Source organism: Streptomyces sp. NPDC107521, from assembly GCF_055598485.1.
In genome coordinates this window covers 59,271-84,323 of sequence record NZ_JBVKAT010000010.1, presented here as the reverse complement: position 1 = coordinate 84,323, position 25,053 = coordinate 59,271, and the positions used below count along the sequence as shown (strand labels likewise).

The 25,053-nt window shown below is 74.9% G+C and carries 23 protein-coding genes; 17 read left to right on the top strand and 6 right to left on the bottom strand.

All coding sequences use genetic code 11. The features are described from left to right. Positions 1 to 52 precede the first annotated feature (52 nt). The gene (locus tag ACZ7LB_RS17160) at positions 53 to 646 is read left to right on the top strand and encodes a histidine phosphatase family protein (protein WP_471468977.1); all 594 of its coding nucleotides are present in this window, start codon (positions 53 to 55) and stop codon (positions 644 to 646) included. Here ACZ7LB_RS17160 and ACZ7LB_RS17155 read toward each other — a convergent pair. Next, positions 628 to 1,071 (bottom strand): DUF6314 family protein, encoded by a 444-nt coding sequence (locus tag ACZ7LB_RS17155; protein WP_471468975.1) that lies wholly within the window; start codon positions 1,069 to 1,071, stop codon positions 628 to 630. The two genes, ACZ7LB_RS17160 and ACZ7LB_RS17155, sit on opposite strands and share 19 nt — an antisense overlap. A 67-nt stretch (positions 1,072 to 1,138) precedes the next feature. Next, positions 1,139 to 2,332, bottom strand: a complete 1,194-nt coding sequence (locus tag ACZ7LB_RS17150; RefSeq protein ID WP_471468973.1) for an SMI1/KNR4 family protein — start codon at positions 2,330 to 2,332, stop codon at positions 1,139 to 1,141. A gap of 440 nt (positions 2,333 to 2,772) precedes the next feature. Between ACZ7LB_RS17150 and argC the strand changes: the two genes are divergently transcribed. Genes argC through ACZ7LB_RS17125 form a run of 5 tightly spaced genes read left to right on the top strand, consistent with a single transcriptional unit; the run spans position 2,773 to position 7,657 of the window. After that, the gene (gene argC, locus ACZ7LB_RS17145; RefSeq protein ID WP_471468971.1) at positions 2,773 to 3,801 is read left to right on the top strand and encodes an N-acetyl-gamma-glutamyl-phosphate reductase; all 1,029 of its coding nucleotides are present in this window, start codon (positions 2,773 to 2,775) and stop codon (positions 3,799 to 3,801) included. Continuing rightward, positions 3,798 to 4,949, top strand: coding sequence for a bifunctional glutamate N-acetyltransferase/amino-acid acetyltransferase ArgJ (argJ, locus tag ACZ7LB_RS17140; RefSeq protein ID WP_471468969.1), 1,152 nt, complete (start codon positions 3,798 to 3,800; stop codon positions 4,947 to 4,949). The genes argC and argJ overlap by 4 nt, the downstream gene beginning before the upstream one ends. Beyond that, the gene (argB, locus tag ACZ7LB_RS17135) at positions 4,946 to 5,905 is read left to right on the top strand and encodes an acetylglutamate kinase (protein WP_471468967.1); all 960 of its coding nucleotides are present in this window, start codon (positions 4,946 to 4,948) and stop codon (positions 5,903 to 5,905) included. The genes argJ and argB overlap by 4 nt, the downstream gene beginning before the upstream one ends. After that, positions 5,902 to 7,110, top strand: coding sequence for an acetylornithine transaminase (locus ACZ7LB_RS17130; RefSeq protein ID WP_471468965.1), 1,209 nt, complete (start codon positions 5,902 to 5,904; stop codon positions 7,108 to 7,110). Before argB ends, ACZ7LB_RS17130 begins: the two co-directional genes overlap by 4 nt. Positions 7,111 to 7,117: 7 nt before the next feature. Continuing rightward, positions 7,118 to 7,657 (top strand): arginine repressor, encoded by a 540-nt coding sequence (locus ACZ7LB_RS17125; RefSeq protein ID WP_161228140.1) that lies wholly within the window; start codon positions 7,118 to 7,120, stop codon positions 7,655 to 7,657. 42 nt (positions 7,658 to 7,699) lie between these two features. Here ACZ7LB_RS17125 and ACZ7LB_RS17120 read toward each other — a convergent pair whose 3' ends face one another. Continuing rightward, positions 7,700 to 8,404, bottom strand: a complete 705-nt coding sequence (locus ACZ7LB_RS17120) for a L,D-transpeptidase family protein (RefSeq protein WP_471468964.1) — start codon at positions 8,402 to 8,404, stop codon at positions 7,700 to 7,702. A 318-nt stretch (positions 8,405 to 8,722) separates the two neighbouring features. Between ACZ7LB_RS17120 and argH the strand changes: the two genes are divergently transcribed. The 4 genes from argH (at position 8,723) to ACZ7LB_RS17100 (ending at position 13,724) form a co-directional block, all read left to right on the top strand. Beyond that, complete coding sequence (gene argH, locus ACZ7LB_RS17115; protein ID WP_471468963.1) at positions 8,723 to 10,150, top strand: argininosuccinate lyase; 1,428 nt, start codon at positions 8,723 to 8,725, stop codon at positions 10,148 to 10,150. Between the two features lie 73 nt (positions 10,151 to 10,223). After that, entirely contained in the window at positions 10,224 to 11,195 is a 972-nt protein-coding gene (locus tag ACZ7LB_RS17110; protein ID WP_471468962.1) for an aldo/keto reductase, read from the top strand. A gap of 447 nt (positions 11,196 to 11,642) precedes the next feature. Next, the gene (locus tag ACZ7LB_RS17105; RefSeq protein ID WP_471468961.1) at positions 11,643 to 12,188 is read left to right on the top strand and encodes a TetR/AcrR family transcriptional regulator; all 546 of its coding nucleotides are present in this window, start codon (positions 11,643 to 11,645) and stop codon (positions 12,186 to 12,188) included. Positions 12,189 to 12,191: 3 nt separating this feature from the next. After that, entirely contained in the window at positions 12,192 to 13,724 is a 1,533-nt protein-coding gene (locus ACZ7LB_RS17100) for an MFS transporter (protein WP_471468959.1), read from the top strand. 691 nt (positions 13,725 to 14,415) lie between these two features. Here the strand turns inward: ACZ7LB_RS17100 and ACZ7LB_RS17095 are convergent. After that, complete coding sequence (locus tag ACZ7LB_RS17095) at positions 14,416 to 15,087, bottom strand: lysophospholipid acyltransferase family protein (protein ID WP_471468957.1); 672 nt, start codon at positions 15,085 to 15,087, stop codon at positions 14,416 to 14,418. Between the two features lie 338 nt (positions 15,088 to 15,425). On the opposite strand from ACZ7LB_RS17095, the gene ACZ7LB_RS17090 reads away from it, so the two are divergent. Both ACZ7LB_RS17090 and ACZ7LB_RS17085 read left to right on the top strand, forming a co-directional pair. Continuing rightward, positions 15,426 to 16,616 carry a glycerophosphodiester phosphodiesterase gene (locus tag ACZ7LB_RS17090; RefSeq protein ID WP_471468956.1) on the top strand — a complete coding sequence of 397 codons (1,191 nt, stop codon included), beginning with the start codon at positions 15,426 to 15,428 and terminating at the stop codon, positions 16,614 to 16,616. A 381-nt stretch (positions 16,617 to 16,997) separates the two neighbouring features. Further along, positions 16,998 to 17,495: a GNAT family N-acetyltransferase gene (locus tag ACZ7LB_RS17085; RefSeq protein WP_161228233.1), complete on the top strand. Its 498-nt coding sequence runs from the start codon at positions 16,998 to 17,000 to the stop codon at positions 17,493 to 17,495. Between the two features lie 49 nt (positions 17,496 to 17,544). On the opposite strand, the gene ACZ7LB_RS17080 is transcribed toward ACZ7LB_RS17085, so the two are convergent. After that, positions 17,545 to 17,994, bottom strand: a complete 450-nt coding sequence (locus tag ACZ7LB_RS17080; protein ID WP_471468954.1) for a hypothetical protein — start codon at positions 17,992 to 17,994, stop codon at positions 17,545 to 17,547. After that, positions 17,975 to 18,334 carry a hypothetical protein gene (locus ACZ7LB_RS17075; RefSeq protein ID WP_471468952.1) on the bottom strand — a complete coding sequence of 120 codons (360 nt, stop codon included), beginning with the start codon at positions 18,332 to 18,334 and terminating at the stop codon, positions 17,975 to 17,977. Before ACZ7LB_RS17075 ends, ACZ7LB_RS17080 begins: the two co-directional genes overlap by 20 nt. Positions 18,335 to 19,360: 1,026 nt before the next feature. On the opposite strand from ACZ7LB_RS17075, the gene ACZ7LB_RS17070 reads away from it, so the two are divergent. The 5 genes from ACZ7LB_RS17070 to cbiE all read left to right on the top strand — a co-directional run bounded on the left by ACZ7LB_RS17070 (position 19,361) and on the right by cbiE (position 24,232). Continuing rightward, positions 19,361 to 20,395, top strand: coding sequence for a methionine ABC transporter ATP-binding protein (locus tag ACZ7LB_RS17070; protein ID WP_471468951.1), 1,035 nt, complete (start codon positions 19,361 to 19,363; stop codon positions 20,393 to 20,395). After that, positions 20,392 to 21,144 (top strand): methionine ABC transporter permease, encoded by a 753-nt coding sequence (locus tag ACZ7LB_RS17065; protein ID WP_471468950.1) that lies wholly within the window; start codon positions 20,392 to 20,394, stop codon positions 21,142 to 21,144. The genes ACZ7LB_RS17070 and ACZ7LB_RS17065 overlap by 4 nt, the downstream gene beginning before the upstream one ends. A gap of 90 nt (positions 21,145 to 21,234) precedes the next feature. Further along, entirely contained in the window at positions 21,235 to 22,062 is an 828-nt protein-coding gene (locus ACZ7LB_RS17060) for a MetQ/NlpA family ABC transporter substrate-binding protein (protein WP_471468948.1), read from the top strand. A gap of 159 nt (positions 22,063 to 22,221) precedes the next feature. Further along, positions 22,222 to 22,860 carry a GNAT family N-acetyltransferase gene (locus ACZ7LB_RS17055; protein ID WP_471468946.1) on the top strand — a complete coding sequence of 213 codons (639 nt, stop codon included), beginning with the start codon at positions 22,222 to 22,224 and terminating at the stop codon, positions 22,858 to 22,860. A 151-nt stretch (positions 22,861 to 23,011) separates the two neighbouring features. Next, positions 23,012 to 24,232 carry a precorrin-6y C5,15-methyltransferase (decarboxylating) subunit CbiE gene (gene cbiE, locus ACZ7LB_RS17050; RefSeq protein WP_471468944.1) on the top strand — a complete coding sequence of 407 codons (1,221 nt, stop codon included), beginning with the start codon at positions 23,012 to 23,014 and terminating at the stop codon, positions 24,230 to 24,232. The last annotated feature ends 821 nt before the right edge of the window (positions 24,233 to 25,053 follow it).

Below are 25,053 nucleotides of genomic sequence, written 5' to 3'. Positions count from 1 at the left end.
CCCGCCGGCGGCACCCCTTGACCGGCCCCTCCCCGGGGCCCACCATCACGGCATGGCGCTTCGGGTCACGTTCGTCGCGGCGGCGCGCAGCTCCCCGCTGCTCGCGGAACGCTTCGGGGACGACCGGCCGCTGGACGGGGCCGGCCGGCAGGAGGTGCTGCGCGCGGCGCCGGACCTGCCGTACTTCTCGGCCGCCGAGCTGCGCTACTGCTCGCCGACCCCGCGCAGCCGGGCCACCGGGGACGCCCTCGGCTACGCCCCGCTGCTCCAGCCCGCCCTGCGGGAGTGCGACATGGGCCGCTGGCGGGGACTGACGCTCGGGGAGGCCATGGCCAGGGAACCGGCGGCGGTGGACGCCTGGCTGGCGGACCCGCGCTCCGCCCCGCACGGGGGCGAACCGCTGCTCGGGTTCATCACCCGGATCGGCGGCTGGCTGGACACCCGGCCCGGCGAGGACGGCGGACGGCTGGTGGCCGTGGCCGAGCCCTCGGTGATCCGGGCGGCGCTGGTCTACGCGCTGAAGGCACCGCCGTCGAGCTACTGGAACCTGGACGTCCGCCCGCTGTCGGCGACCACCGTGGCGGGCGGCGCGGGCCGCTGGAGCCTGCGCCTCGACGGTGCCGCCGCTCAGTTCTCACGGGTGTAGCCGGTGCTCAGCAGCAGGTCCTTGGCCGGGCCGCGCACCCGCCACACCAGGTGCCAGTGGTCCCGGTCACGGACGGTGAACTCGCCCCGGTAGCGGTCGGCGGCGCAGGGGTGTTCGGCGACGTGGTGCCCCGTGCCGAGGTCCAGGGTGTGGAAGGGGCGCCCGTCGGCGAAGCGGACCTCGGCCGTGCCGGGCGCGCCGCCCGCCGTGCAGCGCAGGGTCCTGCCGGCGGGGCGGGTCCCACCCCGCCAGGTGAGGGCGCCGGACTCGCGCCAGAGCAGTTCTCCGTCCGCCGCCGCCTCGAACACGGTGGTGCCCTCGAAGCGGCCGGTCACGTCGCCCGCGAGGTCCCGCACCGTCCGCCGGGTGTGCCAGCGGCCCGTCAGATACGCCAGTACGTCCGGTACCGGCCAGTGTCCGTCCATCCGGTGCGGCCTCCCTCCGCCGCGCGGGGGCGCGGCCCGGTGACCATGGTGCCGGAGGCGGCGCGGCTCAGTCCGTCCGGCCCGGCCAGGGCGTGAACCGGGCGCACTCGACGGGGTCGTCCTCCTCGTCCGGGGCGTACAGCCCGGTGGTCGAGAGGCGGCCGCGCTGCCAGCGCAGCAGGGTGTCGGTCAGCCCCTGCTCCAGGGGCGGTCCCTGGTCGGCGTGGCGGGGCCAGACGGTCAGCGGCCAGGCGTCGGGGTCGTCGCCCGTGGTGAGCCAGCCGAGGTGGTCGCCGTCGACGGTGTGGGCGAAGGGCAGGAAGCCGCCGGGCTCGGGCCAGGTGACGAGCGGGAAGTCCTCGGGGCCGTCGGCCCGCAGCACCTCGTACCCCGCCAGGATCTCCTCGGCGTGGGTCGCCAGGTCCCGGCCGGGGGCGCCCAGCGGCGGGGGGAAGCAGAGCCATCCGCTCCAGCAGCCCGCCCCGTACGTCTCCATCAGCCGCACGTACTCCCGGGGGAGGGCGAGACCCAGCGCCCCGGCCGTCCGCTCCCAGTCCCCGTCCCCGAGGTGGGGGCGCGCGGGCGGCGGGGTGAGCAGGCGCAGGGCGTCGAGGCCGGTGCCGGTCTCCAGGGCGACGCGCCGCTCGTCCTCGGTGAGGCGCGGGGGCACCGGCTCCGGCGGGGTCCAGGAGGCGGCCGCCGGCAGGAAGGCGGTGCGCGCGAAGACGCCGGGCAGGGGGCGGACCGGCGCGGCGGGGTCCGGGTCGGCGCGGACGGCCTGCCGCAGATACGCGGTGAGCGTGAGGTCGTACGCCTGCCAGGGGGCCGGTGTGCCGCCGGGGACGCCGTCCCGGTGCCGGACGACGACCGTCCACGCGTCGGGGTCGGCGGAGACCGAGGTGTCCCAGAAGAGGACGTCGGTGGCGCGGGTGTACCCCCAGGCCAGCAGCCCGCCCGGCTCGGGATGGACGGGGCGGCGCTCTCCGGCGGGCAGGTCGCGCAGGGCGATGCGGGTCTCGCGGTGGATCGCGCGCAGCCAGTCGCCGTAGTCGAAGCGGCCGTCCTGGGCGCAGGGAACGTGGACCCAGAGGAAGCGCCCGAAGTCCAGGGGGCCGTACCGGTTGGCGAGCCGCCGGTAGTCGTCCGGCAGCCGTGTGCCGAGCCATGCCTCGACCGCCGCCCAGTCCACGGGCACGGCGGCGGGCGGCCGCTCGGCGGACAGCTCGGCGAACTCGGCGATGTCGGCGGTGTCGGCGTCCACGGGGCCTCCGGGGGTCGGTGGTGACGGCGCCGATTCTCCCGCCCGGCGGTGGGCCCCGGACGGCGGGGCCGGTGTGCCGGGGCACGGCCGCCGCGGCGGGCCGCCTGCTCGCCGACCGGATCCGCGCCCCCACGACGGTGTACGGCCCGGCCCGCGCCCGGCCGACACCCCCGCCCCGCCCCCGCACCCCCCGGAGCAACGTTCGAACGCCGGACCGGCCGGCCACCGCCCGTGCCCCGCCCCCGCACCCCCCGGAGCAACCACTGACATCCCGCCGCGCCCCGCCCCACCGCGCCCCGCCGCCCCCGCCGCGCCGAGCCCTTCCCCGCCCGGCGGCGCCGGAGGGCCCGCCGCCGGTCCGGCACGGCCCCGCACCAGAACTCGTTGCATAAACCTGCGTCGGTACGTATAGTCATGCCATCGAGGAGGAGGGTTTTCTCATGGCGGTACGTGCGGCGGTTGCCGGGGCCAGTGGGTACGCGGGAGGGGAGCTGCTGCGTCTGCTGCTCGCGCACCCCGGGGTCGAGATCGGCGCCCTGACCGGGAACTCCAACGCGGGACAGCGGCTCGGCGCGCTCCAGCCGCATCTGGCGCCACTGGCCGACCGCGTGCTGGAGCCCACGACGACCGAGGTCCTCGCCGGGCACGACGTGGTCTTCCTCGCCCTGCCGCACGGACAGTCCGCCGCCGTCGCGGAGCAGCTCGGCCCGGATGTGCTCGTCGTCGACATGGGCGCCGACTTCCGGCTGAAGGACGCCGCCGACTGGGAGAGGTTCTACGGCTCCCCGCACGCCGGCACCTGGCCCTACGGCCTTCCCGAACTGCCGGGCGCCCGCGCCGCGCTGGAGGGGTCCAAGCGCATCGCGGTGCCCGGTTGCTACCCGACCGCCGTCACCCTGGCGCTGTTCCCGGCCTACGCCGCCGCCCTGGCCGAGCCGGAGGCCGTGATCGTCGCCGCCTCCGGCACCTCCGGCGCGGGCAAGGCGGCCAAGCCGCACCTGCTGGGCAGCGAGGTCATGGGCTCCATGTCGCCCTACGGCGTCGGCGGCGGCCACCGCCACACCCCCGAGATGATCCAGAACCTCGGCGCGGTGGCGGGCGAGCCGGTCACCGTCTCCTTCACCCCGACGCTCGCCCCCATGCCCCGGGGCATCCTCGCCACCTGCACCGCCACGGCGAAGCCCGGCGTCACCGCCGAGGCCGTCCGCGCCGCCTACGAGAAGGCGTACGCCGACGAGCCGTTCGTCCGCCTCCTGCCCGAGGGCCAGTGGCCGGCGACGGCGTCCGTCCACGCTTCCAACGCCGTTCAGGTGCAGGTCGCGTACGACGCCGCCACGCACCGGATCATCGCCATCAGCGCCATCGACAACCTGACCAAGGGCACCGCGGGCGGTGCCGTCCAGAGCATGAATCTCGCCCTCGGCCTCGACGAGGCCACCGGGCTGACGACGATCGGAGTCGCGCCGTGAGTGTGACGGCAGCACAGGGATTCACGGCGGCGGGGATCGCCGCCGGGATCAAGGAGAGCGGCAACCCCGACCTGGCCCTCGTGGTCAACACCGGCCCCCGCCGCGCCGCCGCGGGCGTCTTCACCTCCAACCGCGTCAAGGCCGCCCCCGTCCTCTGGTCCGAGCAGGTCCTCAAGGGCGGCGAGGTGACCGCCGTCGTCCTCAACTCCGGCGGTGCCAACGCCTGCACCGGTCCCAAGGGCTTCCAGGACACCCACGCCACCGCCGAGCGGGCCGCCGCGGTCCTCGGCACCGGCGCGGGCCAGGTCGCCGTCTGCTCCACCGGGCTGATCGGCGTCCCGCTCCCGATGGACAGGCTGCTCCCCGGCGTGGAGAGCGCGGCCGCGCAGCTCTCCGAGCACGGCGGCGAGAAGGCCGCCATCGCCATCAAGACCACCGACACCGTGCACAAGACGTCCGTCGTCACCCGGGACGGCTGGACGGTCGGCGGCATGGCCAAGGGCGCCGGCATGCTCGCGCCCGGCCTCGCCACCATGCTCGTCGTCCTCACCACCGACGCCGACCTCGGCGGCGACGCCCTGGACGCGGCGCTGCGCGACGCCACCCGCGTCACCTTCGACCGCGTCGACTCCGACGGCTGCATGTCCACCAACGACACGGTGCTCCTGCTCGCCTCCGGCGCCTCCGGCGTCACCCCCGGGCAGGCCGACTTCGCCGAGGCCGTGCGCGCCGTCTGCGACGACCTTGGGCAGCAGCTCGTCCGGGACGCCGAGGGCGCCAGCAAGGACATCCGGATCGAGGTGGTCAACGCCGCGACCGAGGACGACGCCGTCGAGGTGGGCCGCTCCATCGCCCGCAACAACCTGCTCAAGTGCGCGGTCCACGGCGAGGACCCCAACTGGGGCCGGGTGCTGTCCGCCATCGGCACCACCTCCGCCGCCTTCGAACCGGACCGGCTGGCCGTCGCCATCAACGGCGTGTGGGTCTGCAAGGACGGCGGGGTGGGCGAGGACCGCGAGCTCGTCGACATGCGCTACCGCGAGGTGCACATCGTCGCCGACCTCGCCGCCGGCGACGCCACCGCGACCATCTGGACCAACGACCTCACCGCCGACTACGTCCACGAGAACAGCGCGTATTCCTCATGAGCACCCGCAAGCACACCGCCCTGCCGAAGGCCCGCATCCTCATCGAGGCCCTGCCCTGGCTCACCCGCCACCACGGCCGCACCGTCGTCATCAAGTTCGGCGGCAACGCCATGGTGAACGAGGACCTCAAGGCCGCCTTCGCCCAGGACGTCGTCTTCCTGCGCCACGCCGGGCTCAACCCCGTCGTCGTGCACGGCGGCGGCCCGCAGATCAGCGCCGCCCTCGACCGGCACGGCATCGTCAGCGAGTTCAAGTCCGGCCTGCGCGTCACCACCGAGGAGGCCATGGACGTCGTGCGCATGGTGCTCGCCGGGCAGGTGCAGCGCGAGCTGGTCGGGCTGCTCAACCAGCACGGCCCGTTCGCCGTCGGGCTCACCGGCGAGGACGCGCACACCATCACCGCCACCCGGCACCGGCCCGAGATCGACGGCGAACGCGTCGACATCGGCCGGGTCGGTGAGATCACCGCGATCGACACCGGCGCCATCGAGGCGCTGCTCGCCGACGGCCGCATCCCGGTCGTCTCCTCGATCGCCCGCTCGCAGGACGACGGCCACGTCTACAACGTCAACGCCGACACGGCGGCCGCGGCACTCGCCGCGGCGCTCGGCGCCGAGACGCTCATGGTCCTCACCGACGTCGAGGGCCTCTACGAGGACTGGCCGGAGTCGGACGAGGTGATCAGCCGCCTCACCGCCTCCGAGCTGGAGGAGCTGCTGCCCGACCTGTCGGCCGGCATGGTGCCGAAGATGGAGGGGTGCCTGCACGCCGTGCGCAACGGCGTCACCACCGCCCGCGTCATCGACGGCCGGGTCCCGCACTCGATCCTGCTGGAGATCTTCACCGACGAGGGCATCGGCACCATGGTCGTGCCCGACGGGGCCGGCGAGCGGGGCGTCCCGGGCCGGACCGGGCGGAACGAACCGAACGAACCGAACGAGCAGGGGGAGTCGTGAGCAACGAGGAACTCACCACACGGTGGCAGGGCGCGCTGATGAACAACTACGGCACGCCGCGCCTGCCCCTGGTCCGCGGCGAGGGCAGCAGGCTCTGGGACGCCGACGGCACCGAGTACCTCGACTTCGTCGGCGGCATCGCGGTCAACGCCCTCGGCCACGCCCACCCGGCGGTCGTCGAGGCCGTCTCCCGGCAGATCGCCTCCCTCGGCCACGTCTCCAACCTCTTCGTCGCCGAGCAGCCCGTCGCCCTGGCCGAGCGGCTCCTCCAGCTCTTCGGGCGCGACGGCAAGGTCTTCTTCTGCAACTCCGGCGCCGAGGCCAACGAGGGCGCCTTCAAGATCGGCCGGCTGACCGGGCGGCCCCACATGGTCGCCACCCGGGGCGGCTTCCACGGCCGCACCATGGGCTCCCTGGCCCTGACCGGCCAGCCCGGCAAGCAGGAGCCGTTCCTGCCGCTGCCCGGCGACGTCACCCATGTGCCCTACGGCGACCCGCAGGCGCTGGCCGCCGCGGTCACCGAGGAGACCGCCCTGGTGATCCTCGAACCGGTCCAGGGCGAGAACGGCGTGATCGTCCCGCCCCCCGGCTACCTCAAGGCCGCCCGCGCCATCACCGCCGCCACCGGCGCCCTGCTGGTCCTCGACGAGGTGCAGACCGGCATCGGCCGCACCGGGCACTGGTTCGAGTACCAGGCCCACGAGGGCGTCCTGCCCGACGTGGTCACCCTCGCCAAGGGCCTCGGCGGCGGGCTGCCGCTCGGCGCCACCGTCGCCTTCGGCCGGGCCGCCGAGCTGTTCGGGCCCGGTCACCACGGGACGACCTTCGGCGGCAACCCCGTCGCCTGCGCCGCCGGGCTCGCCGTCCTCGACACCATCGCGGGCGAGGGGCTGCTGGAGAACGTCAAGCGCCAGAGCGCGGAGCTGCGCGGCGGGATCGAGGGCCTCGGCCACCCGCTGGTCGCCCATGTCCGGGGCGCGGGCCTGCTCCTCGGTATGGTGCTCACCGAGCCGCTCGCGCCGCAGGTGCTCCAGGCGGCTCAGGACGCCGGTTTCCTCGTGAACGCGCCCGCCCCCGACGTCGTACGGCTGATGCCCGCGCTGAACCTCGGCGACGACGCGGTGGCCGCCTTCCTCGGGGCCCTGCCCGGCATCCTGGACCAGGCCCAGCAGGCCGCCCACGGGGACGGACGATCCGGAGAATGAGTCGACGATGAGCCAGGCGCAGGACCACGAGCAGACCGCCGGGCCTGCCGTACCGCAGACCCGCACCGCACGCCACCGCCGGATCGTGGACATCCTCAACCGGCAGGCGGTGCGCTCCCAGAGCCAGTTGGCGAAGCTGCTCGCGGACGACGGCCTGACCGTCACCCAGGCGACGCTCTCCCGGGACCTGGACGAGCTGAACGCGGTGAAGATCCGCAACCCCGACGGCGACCTGATCTACGCGGTGCCCAGCGAGGGCGGCTTCCGCACGCCCCGGGCGCCGCTGGGCGGGTCGGTGAAGGAGGAGCGGATGCGCAGGCTCTCCGCGGAGCTGCTGATCTCCGCGGAGGCGTCCGCCAACCTCGTGGTCCTGCGCACCCCGCCGGGTGCCGCCCAGTTCCTCGCCTCGGCCATCGACCAGGCGGAGCTGCACGACATCCTCGGCACCATCGCCGGGGACGACACCGTGCTGCTGATCAGCAGGGAGCCGACCGGCGGGCAGGCGCTGGCCGACCACCTGCTGCGGCTGGCCCAGAACGACCACTGACCGGCCGGGCGCGCCCCGCCCCGTACGGGAGCGGCGCCCCGCTCAGTAGCGGGTGACGGCGGTGGTGCCGCCCGCGGTGCCGATGGCGATGTGCGGGCGGGCCGCCGGGCTCGCCCAGCGCAGCAGCAGCCGCATCGCCTCCGCCGGTACCGACACGCATCCGGCGGTCGCCCCCCGCCCGTCGACGTGCAGGAAGATGCCCGCGCCGCGCCCGCGCACCGGTCGGCGGTAGTTGAAGTCCACGACGAGGGCGTGGGCGTACTGCGCCGGATAGCCGGCCAGCCGCTCGGCCTCCCCGGCGCGGCAGTCGGCGGGCAGCGGCGCGGCCCAGCGGTTGTAGGAGCGGGACGCGTTGTCCTGGCACCACCAGGAGTCCTCGCGCACCGGCCGGTAGGGGTACACCGTGCCGGCCGGCGCCGGCGCGGTGCCGAAGGCGAACGGCAGCCCGTACAGCCCGGTGGGGGTGGTCTCCGTGCCCTGGCGGCGCCTCGCGCCGTCGGCCAGCCCGTTCGCCCCGAAGCGGGCGGGCGCGGTACCGGCCCGGACCCATCCGCCGTCGCGGCGGTCCCACCAGGTGAGGGTGCCGGTCGTGGAGCCGGTCCGCGCGGCCACCGCCGTGATGAGCTGGGTGCCGCCCCCGGTGTCCGCCATCCGGTACGGCAGCGGCTGCTCCCCGGCGACCCGGGCGGGGGCGGCGGCGAGCAGCAGGGAGGCGGACACCAGGACGGACAGGGCACCGGGGCGCATGGCTCAGACGGTAGACGGGGGCATCGGCGACGGCAGCCCGGGAGGGCCGACCGGGCCCGTGGCCACGTGGTCCCTGCGGGGAGAGGGCGGTGCGCTCCCGGTGGCGCGAGGCGCTGGGCGAGGCGTCGTCCGCGTGCGCGAACCGCCGGGCGGGCGGGTCCCGGCCGTCCCCGTGGGCCGGGCTGGGGACGGTGGGTCCGCGATGTCGCGGACGGCGGGGAGCCCGCCCGGCCCGGGCCCGGCGAGGCACATTGACGAAACATGCAGTGTTCTGCATAATCATGCAGGCCAGTGTCGGTACGGTGAGGAGCGCAACCAGTGAGCAGCAACAGCGGTGACGTACGGCTCTGGGGCGGCCGTTTCGCCGACGGTCCCGCCGAGGCCCTCGCGAAGCTGTCCGCGTCGGTCCACTTCGACTGGCGCCTCGCGCCCTACGACATCGCGGGCTCCCGCGCCCACGCGCGCGTCCTGCGCGGCGCCGGGCTGCTCACCGACGACGAGCTGACCCGCATGATCGCCGGGCTCGACCGGCTGGAGGCCGACGTGGCCTCCGGCGACTTCACCGGCACCATCGCCGACGAGGACGTCCACACCGCGCTGGAGCGCGGCCTGCTGGAGCGGCTCGGCCCCGACCTCGGCGGCAAGCTCCGCGCCGGGCGGTCCCGCAACGACCAGGTCGCCACCCTCTTCCGGATGTACCTGCGCGACCACGCCCGCACCGTCGGCGGCCTGATCGCCGACCTCCAGGGCGCCCTGGTCGGCCTCGCCGAGGCCCACCCCGACGTGGCCATGCCCGGCCGCACCCACCTCCAGCACGCCCAGCCGGTCCTCTTCGCCCACCACGTACTCGCCCACGTCCAGGCCCTGTCCCGGGACGCCGAGCGGCTGCGCCAGTGGGACGAGCGCACCGCGGTCTCCCCGTACGGCTCCGGAGCCCTGGCCGGCTCCTCGCTGGGCCTCGACCCGGAGGCGGTCGCCCGCGACCTCGGCTTCGAGCGCGGCAGCGCCGCCAACTCCATCGACGGCACCGCCTCCCGCGACTTCGTCGCCGAGTTCGCCTTCGTCACCGCGATGATCGGCGTCAACCTCTCCCGGATCGCGGAGGAGATCATCATCTGGAACACGAAGGAGTTCTCCTTCGTGACCCTGCACGACGCCTTCTCCACCGGCTCCTCGATCATGCCGCAGAAGAAGAACCCGGACATCGCCGAGCTGGCCCGGGGCAAGAGCGGACGCCTGATCGGCAATCTGACCGGTCTGATGGCGACCCTCAAGGCCCTCCCGCTCGCCTACAACCGCGACCTCCAGGAGGACAAGGAGCCGGTCTTCGACTCCATCGACCAGCTCGAGGTCCTGCTGCCCGCCTTCACCGGCATGATGGCCACCCTCACCGTGCACCGCGAGCGCATGGAGGAGCTGGCCCCGGCCGGGTTCTCGCTCGCCACCGACATCGCGGAGTGGCTGGTCCGCCAGGGCGTGCCGTTCCGGGTCGCGCACGAGGTGGCCGGCGAGTGCGTCAAGGTCGCCGAGGGCGAGGGCAAGGAACTCGACGAGCTGACCGACGAGCAGTTCGCCGGGATCTCCGAGCATCTCACCCCCGAGGTCCGCACCGTCCTCGACGTCCCCGGCGCCCTCGCCTCCCGCGACGGCCGCGGCGGCACCGCCCCGTCGGCGGTCGCCGTCCAGCTCGCCGAGGTCAAGGAGGACCTGGCGGTCCAGTACGCGTGGGCCGGCGCCGGGAAGTAGCGCCGGTTTGCCCGGAGGGCATCGCGGTTACGTTGGTCGCAGGCCCACCGCAGCCGACCGAACGGAGCCCGCGATGCCCTTCGCCCGCCTGGCCGCCGCGACGACCCCGACCTGCCACCTCGGCCTCGGCCTCGCCGCCGTCGGCCGCCCGGGGTACCTCACCCTCGGCCGGGACCGGGACCTGGGCCCCGACCGCGGCGCCGGGGCGCTGCGCGCCCGGACGGGCGAACTCCTCGACGCCGCCTACGCCCAGGGCGTGCGGTACGTCGACACCGCGCGCTCCTACGGGCGGGCGGAGGAGTTCCTCGCGGAGTGGCTGCGCTCCCGGCCGGACGCCGACGACGTGGTCGTGGGCAGCAAGTGGGGCTACACCTACACCGCCGACTGGTCCACCGAGGCCGAGCGGCACGAGGTCAAGGACCACTCCCTCGCCGCCTACCGGCGCCAGCGCGCCGAGACGGACGGACTGCTCGGCGACCGGCTCGACCTCTACCAGATCCACTCGCTGACCCCGGACAGCCCCGCCCTGGCCGACCGGGAGCTGCACGCGGCCCTCGCGGAGGCCGCGGCCGACGGCCTCACCGTCGGCTTCTCCACCAGCGGCCCCGACCAGGCCGCCGCGATCCGCGCCGCCCTCGCCGTCACCGTCGGCGGCGAGCCCCTCTTCCGCACCGTCCAGGCCACCTACAACGCGCTGGAGACCTCCGCCGGGCCCGCGCTGGCCGAGGCGCACGACGCCGGGCTCACCGTGATCGTCAAGGAGGGCATGGCCAACGGCCGCCTCGCCGCGCCGCAGGCGCCCTCCGCGCTGTGGGCGGTGGCCGACGAGACGGGCCTCGGCTGCGACGCGGTCGCGCTCGCGCTGGTCCTGCGGCAGCCCTGGGCGGGCGTCACCCTCTCCGGCGCCGCGACCACCGCCCAGCTCGGCTCCAACCTGCACGCCGCCGCCGTGGACCTCGACGAGGACCAGGCGGCCCGTCTCGACGCCCTCGCCGAGGATCCGCGGGCCTACTGGGACCAGCGCGGACGGCTGCCCTGGCACTGATTCCGGGGTGGCGCCCCGGCGGCCTCGGGGCAGTGCCACCGCACCCATCGCCGCGGGGCCCCACCGCTGTGATGCCCCGCCGGGTTCGCGGCCCCACCGCTGCGGTGCCCCCACCGGCTCCGCCGCTCCGGTACCCCGCGCCGCTCCGGCTCCCCACCGCTCCGGTACCCCGCCCCTTCGCCTCCGACCGCCCCGGCGCCCGGGCGGTCCGCCGTCTCGGAGCGCCCGGCGCCCCACCACTCCGCCGTCCCGGCGCCCCCCGCCGCCCCGGCGCGGTTCTCCCGCCGTGTTCCCCGCCCCCGGTGAGGCGCCCACCGCGGCGCCCGGGCTCCGGCCCGGACCCCGTGCCCCGCCCGGCCGCCGGTCCCCGGGAGCCCCTTCCGTGAGTGGCGCGTCACACATACCCGCGATGAGACAAAAATGTCTCACATGCTCTATCTTCGTCTCATGGCTGTTGACCGAGAGCAGGTACTGCGCAGCGCCGCCGGCCTGCTGTCCCGCAAGGGCGCCGCGACGATGGACGAGGTCGCCCGGGCCGCCGGGATCAGCCGGGCCACGCTGCACCGCCACTTCGCCGGGCGGGACGCCCTGGTCCGGGCCCTGGAGGCGCTGGGCATCGCGGAGTGCGAGGCCGCCCTGGAGGCGGCCCGCACCGACGAGGGCCCGGCCGCCGGAGCGGTGCGCCGCCTGGTCGGCGAGCTGCAGCCCGCCGCCGGGCTGCTGTCCTTCCTCTACAGCGAGAACCAGCTCTTCGAGGGCGAGGAGCAGAACGCGGGCTGGGCCCGGCTGGACGCCCGCCTCACCGAGCTGTTCCGCCGGGGCCAGGAGAGCGGCGAGTTCCGCATCGACCTCACCCCGGCGTGGCTCACCGAGGCGCTGTACGGCCTGCTGGCCTCCGGCGCCTGGGCGGTGGCCGAGGGCCGCGTGGCCCGCAACGACTTCACCCGCATGATCGTCGAGCTGCTGCTCGGCGGCGCACTTCGGAGAGAGTGACCCATGACCCGCACCCTGAGCCCGGCGCCGCCCGCCGAGGAGGTCAGGAACCCCGGCCGCTGGCTCGCGCTGTCCGTCCTGGTCCTGGCCGTCCTGCTGGTGGCCGTCGACGCCACCGTGCTCGGTCTCGCGACCCCCTACATCAGCGAGGACCTCGCGCCCTCCGGCACCCAGCTGCTCTGGATCGGCGACGTCTACTCCTTCGTCATCGCCGGGCTCCTGGTCTCCATGGGCAGTCTCGGCGACCGTATCGGCCGCAAGCGCATCCTGCTGGTCGGCGCCACGGCCTTCGGCGCGGTCTCCGTGCTGAACGCCTACGCCTCCACGCCCGAGACGATGATCCTCGCGAGGGCGCTGCTCGGCGTCGCGGGCGCCACTCTGATGCCCGCCACCCTCGCCCTGATCCGCAACATCTTCCACGACCCGCGCGAACGCAGCCTCGCCGTCGGCATCTGGGGCGCCACCGCCTCGGCCGGGATGGCGGTCGGCCCGATCGTCGGCGGGGTCCTGCTGGAGCACTTCTGGTGGGGCTCGGTCTTCCTGATCAACCTGCCCGTGATGGCCGTGCTGGTCGTGGTCGGCATCAGGTTCCTGCCCGAGTCGCGCGACCCGTCCCCGGGGCCGTGGGACACGCCCAGCGTCGCCCTCTCCCTGATCGGCATGGCCGGCGTCGTCTACGCCGTCAAGGAGGCCGCCGCGCACGGCTTCGCCTGGGGCACCCTCGGGGCGGCCCTGGCGGGCGCCGCCGCGCTCTACGGCTTCGTACGCCGTCAGCTCACCATGCCGGTGCCGCTGCTGGACATGCGGCTGTTCCGCAGCCGGGGGTTCAGCGGGGCCGTCCTGGCCGACCTGCTGACCATCCTGGGCCTGTCCGGGCTGGTCTTCTTCCTCTCCCAGTACCTGCAACTGGTGCAGGGCAGGGGACCGTTCGAGGCGGGGCTGGCCGAACTGCCCGCCGCGATCGGCGCGGTGGCCGCCGGTCTGATCGCGGGGCGCGCGGCCCGGCGCTTCTCGGTCCGGGCCGTGGTCAGCGGGGGCCTCGCGGGCATCGGCCTGGCGCTCGCCGCGCTGACCGTCCTCGGGCAGCACACCGGCTATCCGCTGCTCGGCGCCGCGCTGCTGGTCGTCGGTCTGGGAGCGGGGTTCGCCTTCACGGTCACGGCCGACGTGATCCTCTCCAGCGTGCCCAAGGAGCAGGCCGGGGCCGCCTCCGCGGTCTCCGAGACGGCCTACGAACTGGGCGCCGCCCTCGGCATCGCCCTGCTCGGCTCCATCGTGACCGGCGTCTACCGGGGCTTCACCGGCCCGGCGGGCACCCCGGACGCCGCCCACGAGTCGCTCGGCGGGGCGGTGGAGGCCGCCGCCCACATGGACCCGGCGACGGCCGCCGGGATGCTGGACGCCGCCCGGCAGTCCTTCGTGGACGGGCTCACCCTGGCCTCGGGCATCGGCGCCGTCGTCCTCCTGACGGCCTCGGCGGCGGCGTGGCACCTGCTGCGGGGACAGCGCCTGGAGGACACGGCGCCGCACGCCTGACGGGGTCACGGGGCGGGCGCGGGGCGCTCGGGCCGGAGCGCGGGCCGTCCTCCCGGCGGGCCCGGGGCGGCCGGCGGCGTCCGGCGGCGGCCGGGGGCGGCCGGGGACGCACGCGGAGCCGCCCGCGGGGGCGCCCCGGCGCCCCTGCGAACCCCGCCCCGCCCGGTGGAGCCAGCCGCCCGCCGCCGCATCTCCGTCCGACGGATGAGTCCCCGTCCGCCCGTGCGGGACTCACCCGCCGGACGCCCGTTCGTCCATGTGGTGACGCCCCGGTCCCCCCGGGGGACGCCCCACGGGCAGCGGTCCGCTTGCCGCAGGGGGACGGCCGCAGGGGGTCGCCCTGCTGGCCGCAGGGAGAGGTCCTCGCCCGTAGGGGGTCCCGCCCCTGGGGGACCGGCCCCGCCGTGGGGAGCGGCCCTGCGCGCCGGGGCGGATCCGCCGTACACGGGAGAACGCCGGCCCCCTGCGGGGCTCCACCCTCGTGGGCCGCGCCCGCCCCGCCCGCCTCCGAGAGGGGCCACCCCGGTCCCGTAGGGGCCGCCCCCGTGGGGAATGTTCCCCGGGAGATCAGCGGGCCCCGCCATCAGGGGCCGCCCCCGGCGCGGGACCGGAGCGCGGAGGGCGGGCCGCCGTCACGGCGGCCCGCCCTCCGCGGTGCCCGGTGCGGTGGCGCCGTGCCCGGCGCCGGCCGTCAGGCGGCCTTGGCCTTGCTCGCGTAGATGTCCACGTACTCCTGGCCGGACAGCCGCATGACCTCCGTCATCACGGAGTCCGTGACGGCGCGCAGGACGTAGCGGTCGCGGTCCATGCCCTCGTAGCGGGAGAACTCCATCGGCTCGCCGAACCGCACCGTGACCTTGCCCGGCCGGGGCAGGCCCGAGCCGCCGGGCTGCAGCTTGTCCGTGCCGATCATCGCGAACGGCACCACCGGCGCCCCGGTCATCAGGGTCAGCCGGGCGATGCCCGTGCGCCCCCGGTAGAGGCGGCCGTCGGGGGAGCGGGTGCCCTCGGGGTAGATGCCGAAGATCCGGCCCTCCTCCAGCACCCGGCGGCCCGTCATCAGCGCCGCCACCCCGCCCCGTCCGCCGTCCCGGTCGACCGGGATCATGCCGACGCCGGTGAAGAACCACGCCATCAGCCGGCCCTTGAAGCCCTTGCCCGTGACGTACTCGTCCTTGCCGATGAACACCACCTGCCGGTCGCACACCAGCGGCAGGAGCATCGAGTCGATGAAGGTGAGGTGGTTCCCGGCCAGGATGACCGGACCGTCACCGGGGATGCGCTCCGCGCCCTCCACCCGTAGACGGAACATCAAGCGCATGACCGGACCGAGCACTGCCTTGATGAACGCGAAACGGGACAACGGAATCCTCCGGTCGGGGATGCGTGCGACTCTGTGCAGGTGAGGACATTACTCGCGGCCCCGGTGGTTGCGCACGTCGGTCGTACGGCCTTCCGGCCCCCCGTCCACCCGTGTCCACCTGCGGCGCCGGGCCCGCGCGGGCCCTCCGTCCGTTCCCGCCGATGTGAGCCAACTCGCGCTCCCGGAACGGGCGAAACGTCACCTCCCGTCCCTCGCGGACCCCTTCGGGGCCGTACGTCATCCCGCGTCGCCCCAGTGTTCCGGTGACGGTCCCTCCGGCGTCACGGACGCGGTCCTACGATCGGCGCGCACCGAAGGTCGACGGCGGGAGAGTGCTGATGGCAACGCAGGAGTCGGACAACCGGACGGCCGGGACCGCGCGGCGCGCGCTGCTCGGGGCGGCGGTCCTCGGCGCGGGCGGCGCGGTCCTCGGACCGGGCGGCGCGGCGCACGCGGGGACGGGGCGGGACGGACGGGGCGACCGGGGCGGCGCGGCGGGCCGCGGGCTGAAGGGGCTGCCCGTCCCCGCGATCATCGGCCACCGGGGTGCGAGCGGCCACCGCCCCGAGCACACCTTCGGCTCCTACGAACTCGCCCTCGACATGGGCGCCGACATCGTCGAGGCCGGTGACCTGGTCCCCACCCGCGACGGCCACCTCGTCTGCCGCCACGAGCCGGAGATCGGCGGCACCACCGACGTGTCCGCGCACCGGGAGTTCGCCGACCGCAGGCGGACCAAGGTGGTCGACGGCGTCTCCACCACCGGCTGGTTCACCGAGGACTTCACGCTCGCCGAGCTGAAGACGCTGCGCGCCACCGAGCGCATCCCCGGGAACCGCCCCCACAACACCCTCTACGACGGCCGCTGGGAGATCCCCGCCTTCGAGGAGGTGCTGCGCTGGCAGACCGAGCAGAGCCGCCGCCGTGGCAGGGAGGTCTGGATCTACCCCGAGCTGAAGCACCCCACCTACTTCCGCAAGCTGGGCCTGCCCACCGAGGAGCGGCTCGCCGGGCTGCTGCGGCGGTACGGCCGGGACCGGAGGAACTCGCCGGTCATCGTCCAGTCCTTCGAGCCCACCAGCGTCCGTCGGATGAGCCGGCTCGTCGGCAACCCCCTCGCCGTGCTGCTCTCCGGTGCCGCCGTCCGCCCCTGGGACTTCACCGAGAGCGGCGACCCGCGCACCACCGCCGACCTCATCACCCCGAGCGGCCTCAGGGAGATCGCCTCCTACGCCCAGGGCATCGGCCCCACCCTTGACCTGATCATCCCCAGGGACGCGGCCGGCCGCCTCACCGAGCCCACCGCGCTCGTCCGCGACGCGCACCGCGCGGGCCTGGTCCTCCACCCGTACACGATGCGCAACGAGAACCCGTTCCTGCCCGCCGACCTCCGCCGGGGCACCGCGGCCGACGGTTACGGCGACGCGTTCGGCGCCTTCCGCGCGTACTTCGCCACCGGCATCGACGGCGTCTTCACCGACCACCCGGACACCGGGGTGCTCGCCCGCGCGGACTTCGTCAACCGCTGATCCGCGTCCACCGGTTCGAGTGATCTTCGGTCGCCCGGGGCCGCCGCCGCCCCGGGCGACCGCGCCGTACCGCCCATGCCCGCGCCGCACCGCGGACGACCGCCGAGCCGCTCACCGCCCGCGCCCGCCGCCCGACGCGCGGGCCGCCGCCGGGGCGCGCGCCGCCGCCCCCGACCGCCGGCAGCCCCGCTTCCGCCCCGCGGATCCGGCTGCCCGGAGACCGCCGGGGAGTTGGGTATCTCACAGGGGGATCTTGGGGCGGAAAGATCGCTGTGTCCCGGAATGTCCCCGGAGATTGCTCACACCGGAGGTTGCGGCCGAGCGGGGACGGGGATAGCTCTAGGGGACCATAGCGATCAGGTGAGCGGGAGGCATGCACACATGGGCATGAGCGTGACCATCTCGGAGGCGGTCGAGCGGGACGCCGAGCAGATCTTCCGGTTGCAGTACCTCTGCTTCCAGAGTGAGGCCGCGCTGTACGGCAACTACCGCATCGAACCCCTCGTCCAGACCCTCGAATCCGTGCGCGCGGAGGTCACCGGCGACTGCGTCTTCGTGGCGCGGCTCGGCGACGAGGTCGTCGGCTCGGTGCGCGGCCGGCTCGCCGAGGACGGCTCCGCCGCCATCGGCCGGCTCTGCGTGCACCCGCGCCTCCAGGGGCACGGCATCGGCGCCCGGCTGCTCCGCGCGGCCGAGACGGCGCTCGCGGGGGAGCGCGGCGCCACGCGGTTCCGGCTGTACACGGGACACCGCAGCGAGGGAAACCTGCGGCTGTACCAGCGCGTCGGCTACCGCACGGTCGGCACCGAGCAGGGCACCGACGGCGTACGGATGATCGTGCTGGAGAAGCCCGCCGAGGAGTACGCGGCGACGGCGTGAGGGCGGTGCCCGGGGGCGCGGCCGACCGGCCCGCCCCCGTCCGGTCCGCTCAGGCGGCGGCCGTCTCCCGGGCGCCCCGGCGCAGCCAGTACAGCGCCGACAGCGGCAGCAGCACCGGGATGAAGAGGTAGCCCATCCCGAAGTCCGACCACACGGTCGTGTCGGGGAAGGCGGACGGGTCCGCCAGCGTCCAGGTGCCGACCGCCACCACGCCCACCAGCTCGGCCGCGCAGCAGACCCGCGCCGCCCGGCGGGCCGTCTCGCCGCCGCGCACCAGGGTGTAGGTGATGAAGCCGTAGACGATCCCCGCGACCGCGGAGAGGGTGTACGCCAGCGGCGCCCGGTCGAACTCGGTGGAGATCTGGTACGCGGAGCGCGACACCGCGCCCACCACCATCACCCCGTACAGCCACACCAGCAGGATCCCGGGCCCCGCGATCAGGCGCCGGCCGCCCGGCGCCTCCTGTGCCGCCACCGTCTCAGCCTCCCCAGATGTCATGGAGCCGCACCTCCAGGACGGCGAGGACGACACCGCCGGCGGCCACCGTGACGGAGCCCCAGCGGGTGCGCTCGGCCAGCGACAGGAACCCCGCCGCCGGGACGCAGGCGAAGGCGCCCAGCAGATACGCCACGAAGATGGTCGTCCCCTGCTCCGGCTCCTCGCCCCGCGCGAGCTGCACGATCCCGGTCACCAGCTGGACGAGGCCCAGCAGCGAGACCACGGCCATGCCGAGGAAGTGCCAGTCCTTCGTCGGCTGGTCACGGTAGGCCGCCCAGCCGCACCAGGCGGCCAGCAGCAGCGCGGCGACGCCGGTCACCAGCGTCAGGACGTCAAGCATGGCAGCGACCCTATTACGGTCCGCGCGGCCCGCCGTCCCCGCCCCCGCGCGCGAGCGCCCGTACCCGGGAGCGGGACCGGCCGGACCTCCCGGCCCTCCTCCGGGCACCGCGCCTCCGCCCGCCCCGGTGCCTCGGCCCGCCGACCTCCGCCCGGCCCTGCGCTTTCGCACCCCCCACCTCCACCCGCCCCGCGCCTCCGCATTCCCCCGCGCTTCCGTGCGCTCCGTGGGCCTGGTCCCGTGCCGGGCATCCCGCTCGGGGCCACCCCGTCGGGCCGGCGGGTCGGGGAGGCGCCGCCCGGAGCCGCGCTCCGGCTCCCGGCCCACGGACCTCGTCCCATGGACCTCGCCCACGCCCACGGCCCTGATGCGCGGCCCTGACGCACGGCGTCGGCCCGGGTGCCCGCCCCGCCCCGGTCGCCGCGCCGTTCCGGGCCGCCCCGCGCGCTCCGCGGCCCGGCGGCCCCTTGGCGGCGCCCGCTGCGGCCCCGCCGTGGCGTTGGCCACAGCGCGCCCGTGCCGGGCGGGGGCCGCGGTGCCCCGGTTCGGGAGCCGTCCGGCCAAGGGGCCGCTGGTCAGCGGCGGTCGGGGCGCCGCGCCGCCCGGGGGCCGGACCGATCCGCCCTCGTCCACCACCTGTCCATGAATGTCCAGTATCCGGACAACTGGTGACCGCTCGGACCGGTACGTCTGCTTTACTGAGCCCATGAGCACGACGAGCTACCGCACCCTTGCGACCGAGGCGACCATGACGCCCGGTGCTCGTTGTATGTGCCGAATGCGCGCCTTCTAGAGGGCCCCCGCACCATCCGCACCTCGCGCCCCGAAGCGAGCGGCCGGTCCGCCGCAGTGCCCCGCGCACAGGACTGAGCCACGCCCCGCGCCCACGAACCCCTCCCGGTCACGCCGCCCCGGCGCGCCACCGCGGGGACACGTGCCGCGCCCAAGGACCCGGAACCCGAAGAACAATGCCCCGTGCCCGGAGCGCCCCCGCGCGCCGCGCACTCGACAGTGACGGATATCCACGTGATCACCACATCGGGCCTGACGAAGGTCTACCGCTCACGCGGCCGCGAGGTCACCGCCCTGGACGGCGTCGACCTGCATGTCCGCGAGGGCGAGGTGTACGGCGTCATCGGCCAGTCCGGCGCCGGGAAGTCCTCTCTCATCCGCTGCGTCAACCTCCTGGAGCGCCCCACCTCCGGCACGGTCACCGTCGCCGGGCGGGAGCTCACCGCCCTCGCCGGGCGCGGCGCCCGCGCCGGACGGGAACTGCGGCAGGCGCGCAGCCGCATCGGCATGGTCTTCCAGCACTTCAACCTGCTGTCCACCCGGACCGTGCGGGACAACGTCGAACTGCCCCTGGAGATCCTCGGCGTCTCGGGGAAGGAACGATCCGTCAAGGCGCTGGAGCTGCTCGACCTGGTCGGCCTCGCCGACAAGGCCAAGTCCTACCCCGCCCAGCTCTCCGGCGGCCAGAAGCAGCGCGTGGGCATCGCCCGCGCCCTGGCCGGCGACCCCCAGGTGCTGCTCTCCGACGAGGCCACCAGCGCCCTGGACCCGGAGACCACCCGCTCCATCCTCCATCTGCTGCGCGACCTCAACCGGCAGCTCGGGCTGACCGTCCTGCTGATCACCCACGAGATGGACGTCGTCAAGAGCATCTGCGACTCGGCCGCTCTCATGGAGAACGGGCGCATCACCGAATCCGGCACCGTGGCCGACCTGCTGGCCACCCCCGGCTCCGAACTGGCCGCCGCGCTCTTCCCGGTCGGCGGCGAGGCCACCGGCGAGGACCGCACCGTCCTCGACGTCACCTTCCACGGCGACGCCGCGACCCAGCCGGTCATCTCGCAGCTCTCCCGTACCTACAACATCGACATATCGATCCTCGGCGCCGCCATCGACACCGTCGGCGGCCTCCAGGTCGGCCGGATGCGCATCGAACTGCCCGGCCGCTACGAGGACAACGTCGTGCCCGTCGGCTTCCTGCGCGAGCGGGGCCTGCAGGTCGACATCGTGGGCGCCGACCGCGCCGCGGTGAAGGAAGGTGCCAAGTGACCTGGTCCGAGATGCGGCCCCTGCTGGAGCAGGCGTCCTGGGAGACGCTGATCATGGTCGGCTGGTCCACCCTGATCGCGGTCGCCGTCGGCCTGCCGGTGGGTGTGCTCCTGGTCCTCACCGACCGGGGCGGCCAGCTCCAGAACACCGTGCTGAACAAGGTCATCGGGCAGATCGTCAACGTCGGCCGCTCGATGCCGTTCATCATCCTCATGGTCGCCCTCATGGGCTTCACCCGCTGGGTGACCGGGACCAGCATCGGCAGCGAGGCCGCCATCGTGCCGCTCGCCATCGGCGGCATCCCGTTCTTCGCGCGCCTGGTCGAGACGGCCGTGCGCGAGGTGGACGGCGGGCTCGTCGAGGCCGTCGAGTCCATGGGCGGCAGCACCTGGACCGTGGTCCGCAAGGTCCTGGTCCCGGAGGCGCTCCCGTCGCTGATCGCCAGCACCACCACGACGGTCATCGCCCTCATCGGCTACTCCGCCATGGCCGGCACGGTCGGCGGCGGCGGCCTCGGGGACCTCGCCGTCCGCTACGGCTACCAGCGCTTCGAGACCGGCCTGATGTGGATCACCGTCGCGCTGCTCGCCGCCGCCATCTCCGTCATCCAGTTCGCCGGCGACTGGGCGGCCCGCTCCGCGCAGCGCCGCGGCACCCGCACCGGCGCGGCGGGCGGAGGCCGGCTCCGGCCGGTGAAGCCCGCGAAGGCCGCGAAGCCCGCTCCGGCCGACGCCGGCGAGGCCGCGTAACCCGCCGGGGCGCACCGCCCCCCAGGACTTCCCCGTACCACCGAGACGGGGACGCATCACCCCGTACCACCCTCAGGAAAGGCACTTTTCGTGCGTAACACCGCCAAGATCACCACCGCCGTCCTCGCCGCCGGAGCCCTCACCCTCGGCCTCAGCGCCTGCGGCTCGGACAAGGACGACGCCTCGGACCCCTCCGGCGCGCTCGTCGTCGCCGCCAGCCCGGTCCCCCACGCCGAGATCCTCACCTTCATCAAGGAGAACCTCGCCGAGAAGGCCGGCCTCGACCTCCAGGTCAAGGAGTTCACCGACTACGTCACGCCGAACACGGCGACGGAGGACGGCTCCGTCGGCGCCAACTTCTTCCAGACCAAGCCCTACCTCGACGACTTCAACAAGAAGAAGGGCACCCACATCGTGCCCGTCGTCGACGTGCACCTGGAGCCCCTCGGCCTCTACTCCAGCAAGATCGACAAGGCCGACGACCTCAAGAGCGGCGCCACCGTCGCCGTGCCGAACGACACGGTCAACGAGGGCCGCGCCCTCCAGCTCCTCGCCGCCAACAAGATCATCACCCTCAAGGACGGCGTCGGCACCACCGCGACCCCCGCCGACATCACCAGCAACCCGAAGAACCTCAAGTTCAAGGAGCTGGAGGCGGCCCAGACCCCGCGCTCCCTCGCCGACGTCGACGCGGCCGTCATCAACGGCAACTACGCCATCGAGGCCGACCTCAAGCCGGCCGAGGACGCCCTCGTCCTGGAGGCCGCGAAGGGCAACCCGAACAGCAACCTGCTCGCCGTCAAGGAGGGCCAGGAGAAGGACCCGCGCGTCCAGAAGCTGGTCAAGCTCCTCACCTCGCCCGAGGTGAAGAAGTTCATCGAGGACAAGTACGACGGGGCCGTCCTCCCCTCCTTCTGATCCGCCTCCCCGCCGCTCCCGCCCGCACCGCGGCCGGTCCGGCCGCACCACGGGGCCCCCTCCGCACCGGAGGGGGCCCCGTGGTGCACCGGGGTGCTCTCATGCTGCATGCTGGACAGCTCAGCGGGTCTGACGGTCACCCAGGTTACGGAGCGGCGCATGACGAGCACCTTCCCCAACATCTCCATCAGCACGGAGCGGTTGGTGCTGCGCCCCCTCGAAGAGGAGGACGTCCCCGCCCTCCAGGCCATGATGAACGACGAGCAGGTCGCCGCCTGGACCCACGTCCCCCAGCCCTTCACCGCCGAGGACGCCCGCGTCGCGGTCACCGAGTCCGCGCCCGCCCGCCGCGCCGACGGCCGCGGGATCTCGCTGGCCGTCACCGAGTTCCTCACCCAGCGCCTGGTCGGCACCGTCCAGCTCACCAGGACCGACTGGCACGTGCGGTCCACCGAGCTGTCGTACGTCGTCGCCCCCTGGGCCCGCGGCGAGGGCTACGCCTCCGAGGCCGCCCTCGCCACCGCCCAGTGGCTCTTCGGCGACCAGAAGTTCGAGCGCGTCGAGCTGCGCACCGCCGCCGACAACACCGCCGCCCAGCAGGTCGCCCAGCGGATCGGCTGCATCAGCGAGGGCGTCCTGCGCAACGCCTGCATAGCGCGGGTGCGCACCGACGACGGCATCTGGAACGAGGTCCGCACCGACCTCATCGTCTGGAGCCTGCTGCCCGAGGACCTGGAGGGCGCCGCCGAACACCTGGCCGACGGCGACGGTTTCACCACCTTCCCCGACTGGAACTGAGTACCGGGGCGCCGTCGGCACCGCACCGCCCCGCGCACCGGGTACGCTCACGGAGCCCGCCCGGCGGGGAACCCGCGCCCGCGGCCCGCCCGCGGCGTTCCGCGCCCGCGGCACACCGACTCGCCCCGCGACTTCCTGGAGACTGACGACGATGGCCGACCGGGTCACGGTGATCGGCTGGGACGGTTCGCCGCTGACCGAAGCGGCCCGCGGCGCCCTCGGCGCCGCCACCCTCGTGGCCGGAGCCGCCCACCACCTCGCCCTCCCCGAGGTGCCGCCCGCCGCCGAGCGCGTCCGGCTCGGCAGCGTCCCCCTCGCCGCCCGCCGCATCGCCGCCCACCGCGGCACCGCCGTCGTCCTCGCCGACGGCGACCCCGGCTTCTTCGGCGTCGTCCGCACCCTGCGCGCCCCCGAGTACGGCCTGGAGGTCGAGGTCGTGCCCGCGGTCTCCTCCGTCGCCGCCGCCTTCGCCCGGGCCGGTATGCCCTGGGACGACGCCCACGTGGTCGTCGCCCACGCCCGCACCCTGCGCCGCGCGGTGAACGTGTGCCGGGCCCGGACCAAGGTCGCCGTCCTCACCTCGCCCGGCGCCGGGCCCGCCGAACTCGGCCTGCTGATGGAGGGCGTCCACCGCACCTTCGTCATCTGCGAGGAACTCGGCACCGCCCGCGAACAGGTCACCGTCGTCACCTCCGACAAGGCCGCCGACCACACCTGGCGCGACCCCAACGTCGTCATCGTCGCCGGCGGCTCCCACGGGTCCGCCCCCGCCCCGGGGGACGGCGGCTGGATCGCGGGCCACGCCCCGGTGGCCGGACCGCGCGGCTGGTCGCTGCCCGCCGAGGCCTACGGCGGCACCCCGGGCGAGGGCGAGAGCGAACTGCTGCGCACCGCCCAGCTCGCCCGCCTCGGACCCCGGCTCGGGGACCTCGTCTGGGACATCGGCTGCGGCGGCGGATCCTTCGCCACCGAGGCGGCGCGCGGCGGCGCCGCCGTCATCGCCGTCGACCTCGACCCCGGCGCCTGCGCCCGCGCCGGCGCCACCGCGCGGCGCTTCGGCGTCCAGATGCAGATCGTGCAGGGCACCGCCCCGCACGTCCTGGAGGACCTCCCCGAACCCGACGTGGTCCGGGTCGGCGGCGGGGGAGCGCCGGTGGTCTCCGCGGTCGCCGACCGCCGTCCCCAGCGCATCGTCACCCACGCCGCCACCCGCGACGCCGCCGAACTCGTCGGCCGCGCCCTGACGGAGCACGGCTACCAGGTGGAGTGCGCCCTCCTGCAGTCCGTCGGCCTGGACAGCCGGTCCTGGACGGAGACGGAGCGGAGCGTCGCGTTCCTGCTCAGCGGCGTCCTCGCGGACCGCTCCCAATGATCAGGTTGTCCCACCACCGGGGTAGGCTGGCCGATTGTTGTGCCGCACCAGGGCCACCGGCGGTTCGTCGGTCAATGTCCTGAAAAGCCGCCAGTTCCGACGGCGGTGTGGTACGGCGGCACGGGAGGGACGCGCAACGTGGCGCAGTCCACAGCGGGCCGTCACGGATCTTGCCGCCATGACGGGGGGACGACCGCGACAATGCCACTGAATGGCTTTGTCGTCTTTGCCGGCGGGTCGTTCGTGCCGCTGGGCACGCACGCTCGTTCTTCACTGGGGCGGTCGGTGCGCCGCCCCGGGCGTAGGAGCACCAACCGATGGGCGAGGGGTTACGCATGACCGACACCGGCCAGATCCCGGGCGAGGGGCTGCCGGAGAACGCAGGGATGGTGGAGCAGCCGGACGTCCACGCGCCCGGTGCGTACACCTACCTCTCCGAGAGCACCGCCGAGGACGAGGACCTGTTGCTGCCGGGCGCGCAGAGCGCCTGGGGCAACGAGGTCGCGCCGCCCGCGCCGGAGCCGGTCGTCGAGACCGTGCACCAGCCGGGCCCCAACGGGACCCTGGGCCCCGACACCGGCTCGGTCGACCTCGGGGCGGTCCGCGCCGCCGAGCAGGCCGCGGCGCGCCGCCCGCTGCACCTCGGCCCGCCCATCCCGGACGCCTCCGCGAGCCCGGTCCGCTCCCTGGCCGACCGGGGGCCCGCCGACGCCCCGGTGCGCCCGGGGTCCGCGGTCCCCGGTGCCGATCCCGAGGGACGGCAGGGCGCCGTACGGGCCCCGCAGGCAGCGGCGCCCCGGGGCGCCCGGACGCCGGCGGCC